3 protein-coding genes are annotated in these 4,954 nt (G+C 54.1%); all 3 read right to left on the bottom strand.

The features are described from left to right. The coding region (locus ABJQ89_RS04330; RefSeq protein ID WP_348495038.1) for a glycosyltransferase at positions 1-2,188 on the bottom strand (2,188 nt) is incomplete at its 3' end. Positions 2,189-2,654: 466 nt separating this feature from the next. Then, a complete protein-coding gene (locus ABJQ89_RS04325) occupies positions 2,655-3,866 on the bottom strand; it encodes a type II secretion system F family protein (RefSeq protein ID WP_348495037.1) in 1,212 nt (403 codons plus the stop codon). Continuing rightward, positions 3,863-4,954: GspE/PulE family protein (locus ABJQ89_RS04320; protein WP_348495036.1), on the bottom strand; the 1,092-nt coding region annotated here is incomplete at its 5' end. The genes ABJQ89_RS04325 and ABJQ89_RS04320, both read right to left, overlap by 4 nt.

Below are 4,954 nucleotides of genomic sequence, written 5' to 3'. Positions count from 1 at the left end.
GGAACTTTTCGTCAGGGTCAGGCCACTGAGAACTCTGATGGAAGCGCTGGAAATCTCTGCCGTGTGGAATCACAACGAATTTGTCTGCCATTTCTTTCGGCATGAACTGTGCGATGCGATCACGTGCGCTTGGGGATGTGGTCACAAAGGCGTCGCAGATTTCAAGCGCATCTGTGAACCGTTTTCTCCAGATGCTCATCCAGTCTTCTGTCAGGTTAGGCAAGCTGCCCGCTGGCCAAAGATCGCTGACTTCGAAGCCTTTAGGGTGCTCGCATACGCTTTCATGGAACTTGCCGTCTACGTCCAACATTTTGGTGGATGGGCAGATCGTATAGTAGTCATGGAAGGAATTGATGACGACAGCGCCTGCTTCTTTCGCGATACGCGGCAGGCTGATGCTGTGCCAGATCAACTGGCGAATGTGGACCAGATCGAAATCGTTTTCAGCCAACCAAGTGCTGACGACGTTGTCATATTCAAAGGACGTATGAATCGTCGGGCTCACCGGTTCTTCGAGCGTATGGCTTTTGACCGGTTTCAACACGCCATCCACAAGGCGAGACAGGATGAGTTGGTGAGAATCGCAGCGCAACATCCACGCATCCCAATCGCCGCTAAGGGCGCGCATGAGATCCAGGTTGGTTTGTGGCGTGCCGCCAGTCGCGGTTGATGTCACGAACAAAACTCTGGAGCGTGATGCGCTTTGGTCATCAATGCAGCGGTGCATTGCTCTGCGCGCGCGGTAGCGGCTCAGCAGAACTTGTGATCCTTGGCCATAAACCTTGATCGCGTGTTTGTAGTCTGGGTGGCGTTCATCCACGACAGTGCGACCCGCTTCCATAAGCTCGGTTTTGTCACTGCCAAAGCTCTTGGAGCGTTCATGATAGACGTAAGTCGCATCATCAATAATGTTGCGCCATCCCAATGCACGGGCGCGCATGCAGAAATCGTTTTCTTCGCCGTATCCGCGTGGGAAGGCTTTTTCATCCAAAGGACCGACTTCATCAATACAGGCACGGCGCACGTACATGCAAAATCCGTTTCCTGTCGGAACAGTTGGATAGACCCGCAGGCTTTCACGGCGCACAAGGCGCGCATATTCGGGTTCTGTGACACCGAAAGGAAGTTTGTTGTTGTTGCCAATGTTGGGGGCAGAAAAGGCGCCCGCGCGATCAGACAATGGTGTAACTGTCGCAATGCGTGGATCAGAGGCAACCGCAGCGCGCAAACCTTCAAGCCATTTTGGCGTAACTCGGGCATCTGAATTCAGGAAAATGACATCATCTGTGCCTGCTTCCTTGATCCCGCGATTGACCGTGCGCGTGAAGCCCATGTTCTTTTTGTTGGTCAGCACTTCGATATTCGAGTGCTTTGAATAGGTCTTGAGCAGCTTGGCAATCTCTGGGTCAGGGCTGGCATCATTGATGAGAATGAGGCGTGCGTCCTGTGTCGTGTAAGCGAGCAAGTTCTCAAGGCAAATTTCTACGTCTTCGAGCGCGTTATAGATCGGAACGACGATCGATACTGGCGTTTCCTGTTTTGCTTTAGCGGGCCAAATCGGAGAAACGGGTTGCGTGCTCTCTACGGATTTGTTGAGCAATTCGCCTGATGGCAAACGCAGGGCAACTTCGACAGTGCCGCCGGAAAACAAGCCTTTTGGAAACGTCACTGAGACACCGCCGCGGCCATTGGACATACCAACGCGGCGCAAATCCGAACGTTCCGTGTCGTTGCGAACGCTCGCGTAGTAGACGCCACCGACGAGGACATCGACATCAAACACCGAGCCTTTGTCATTCAGGTTAACCACCCAACCGCGCACTTCGTTCGCGCTCGCAATTTCCAAACGGCCTTTATATTCGGCAGGTTTAGGAGCGGGCTTTTTGGGCGCTGGTTTGGACTTTGCAGCAGGGGTCTTTGGCTTAGTCTCAACCGGTTTTTCAATCTTAACCGGTTCTTCGACTTTGATTGGTTCTTGGGGCTCTAGCGGGGTTTCTGGCGTTTCAATCATTTGTTCTTCTTGAATAATAGAAATTTTTGCAGAGGCGATGAGGGTCTTGCCTCCGGCGATAAATAATTCAACAGGAATGTCATTGCCGACGAGTTCAACCGGCAGTTCGAGCCTAAATCCGGCGTTCCCTGTACCAATCTTGGAATCTTTTAGATCTTGTCGAAATTCGTCACACACAACAGACTCAAATACCTTGTTGTGATCAATCCAAATATCGACCTCGACCGCGGACGGCGCCGAGTTACTGTGGGCCCACCCACAAAGGTGTCCGTCGATCAATCCGTCGACGCATCCCATATGTGTAGATCTTCTGAAAATATTTTTTATCATTTTGCCTTCTCAACCAAGCAGGTCAGATTTGTATAATTTTTTGCTGGCAACCTAGGGAAGCCATAATGCGGTTTTCTTACCTTGAGCGACGATCTCCAACAAGCCCACAACCCAGTCGAAGATACTGCTCAAAAATTACGCAGTAATCAAAAGCAAATCGCACATCAAGCTGAGTGGTGCAATCCTAGGCAGCTTAAATTGCGAAGATTGGTTTTTTTCGAAGGCAGTTTGCATGAAAATGTAGCGCTTCATTTACGCTGCGCGCGCGGATCTTGCCGTGCACCGCGTTGGAACGCGCTTGGGGGGTGCAGTTTTAGCCCGCGACAACCGATTGCAGGTCAAAGATCGGCAGCAACACGGCCAACACAATTGTCAGCACAAAAGCGCCGACGACCATCATGAGCATGGGCTCTAACAGTGCAGCGATGCGTTTGCGTTCTGTGGACAGCCCGTTTTCCACCATGACAGCGCTTCGCTCTGTCATATTGGCGATGCGAACAGAGACTTCGCCCGCTGCGATGAGCTGACGCGCGACGGGTGGAACGATAGACAGTTTCTGCAAAGCTTGAGAGAGCGTTTGACCCTGACGGATTGCTTCTGAGACGGCCTCCCCTTCTTGGCGGAAGGAGTCGACGCTTAGAACTTGAGAAGCGTTTTCAACGGCGCTTGGCACAGTGTTCTTGCTGCCGAGCACCAACGCGAGTGTGCGCAGATATTGTACCGCCGCAGAGAGGCGCATGAAGCGTCCAACCAAAGGCAGGCGTAAAAACAGCCGGTCACGTATGCGCCGCATGGCGGGCACTGTCGCGGCGGCGATCCAAATGGCGCAGAGGGCCGCGAAAACGACGAGCAGCGGGACTATGTTGGCTTGAATCCAATTGCTGATCCCGAGGATCACCTGCGTGATTTGCGGGAGGGGGCGATCTGAAATTTCGAACATGGCGACAATTTCAGGAGCGACGTTCACCATTAAGATTGCGCAGACCATGAGGGAAATTGCAGCGACAAAGCCCGGGTAAATGAGCGCTGTGGATATTTGCGCTTTGTCTTCACGCTGGCCCTCTAGGTGATCGGCCAATTCGCTAAAGACCCCTGCGAGGTCTCCGGCGGTTTCGCCTGCGCGGACAGATGCGATATAATATGGAGCAAACCCCGCGCCTGACAGCGCCAATGCATCAGAGAGGGTCGCACCGTCCATCAGTTGCGCCCGTGTTTTGGCGGCGACCGCATCAAGCGCGCTTTGGCTGTCTTGGCGCACGGCTTCCAGCGCGGCTTCTGCGGGCATGTCTGCACCCAGTAGCACAGCCATTTGACGGGTGAAGACGGTTTGTAAATCGGGGTTAAGCGCGGAGCGTCGATTGGCGGTTAAACCAAAGCTCGGTTTGCTGGCTTTGACTGAGATCTCAGAGACGAAGAGGCCCTGTTCACTGAGTATCGACGAGGCATGGGTTTCTGTTTCTGCGATGACTGTGCCGCTGCGCTTTTTGCCAGCGCTGTTAAAGGCGGTGTAGCCATAGGTTTTCATGCGACATCCCCAACGACGCGCAGAGTTTCCGACAGGCTGGTGCGACCCTTTGCAACTTGATCGAGCCCCTGCCCGATCAATGTTTCACTGTCGCGCAGTGTAAGGGCGCGCATTTCCGCCTCCGAGGCGCCAGAATCGATTGCGTTTCTCAGCGCTTCCCCGACTTCGATCATTTCGAAAATACCGACGCGGCCCTGATAGCCCGACCCGCCACAGGTGTCGCAGCCTACGGCGCGATTGATCGTTCTGGGAACGGGGATTGAATGGTTTTTGAAGTGTTTCGCTTCGTCCGCGCTTGGTGCGTGGGCCTCGCAGCATTGATCGCATAAACGGCGCAAAAGCCGCTGGGCGATGACGCCGCGAAGGGTGGCCGCAATCAAGAAATCATCAAGTCCCAAATCCCTCAGACGCACGACGGCGCCGATGGACGAATTTGCGTGCAGCGATGAAAATACCAAGTGGCCGGTTAAAGCCGCTTGCGAGGCAACGCTGCCCGTTTCGCTGTCTCGAATTTCGCCGACGAGGATCACATCGGGGTCTTGGCGCAGGGTCGCACGCAACCCGTTCGCAAAGGTCATGCCGATTTCAGCATTGATCTGCGATTGAGAAATGCCGGCAAGATCATATTCGATGGGGTCTTCCACGGTGACGATGTTGCGTTCGTCCCGATCTGCGAGTTTCAGGAGAGAGTAAAGCGTCGTGGTTTTGCCAGCGCCTGTTGGTCCCGTGGCAAGGATGATCCCGTTTGGAAACGATGACAGGCGTTCAAGAAGATCGATCTGGACGTCTGACAGACCCAAGTCGGTCAGGTTCATCAAGCCGGTTGAGCGATCCAGAATTCGCAACACGATGCGTTCGCCGTAGTTGCCCGGTAGGGAGCTGACACGCGTATCGATCATGCGCCCGCCCATCGACAGGGGGATGCGCCCGTCTTGCGGCAAGCGCGTTTCAGCGATGTCGAGGCCGGCCATTACCTTGAGGCGCGATACAACGCGGCGCACGGGTACGTCGGAGCGATCCATGATTTTTTGCAAGAAACCATCGACCCGCATGCGCGCGCGCAGACCGTTTTCATAAGGTTCAATGTG

It is taken from the genome of Planktotalea sp. (assembly GCF_039984035.1).
In the GTDB taxonomy this organism is placed as follows: Bacteria; Pseudomonadota; Alphaproteobacteria; order Rhodobacterales; family Rhodobacteraceae; genus Planktotalea.
This window is presented reverse-complemented; position numbering and strand designations above follow the sequence as displayed.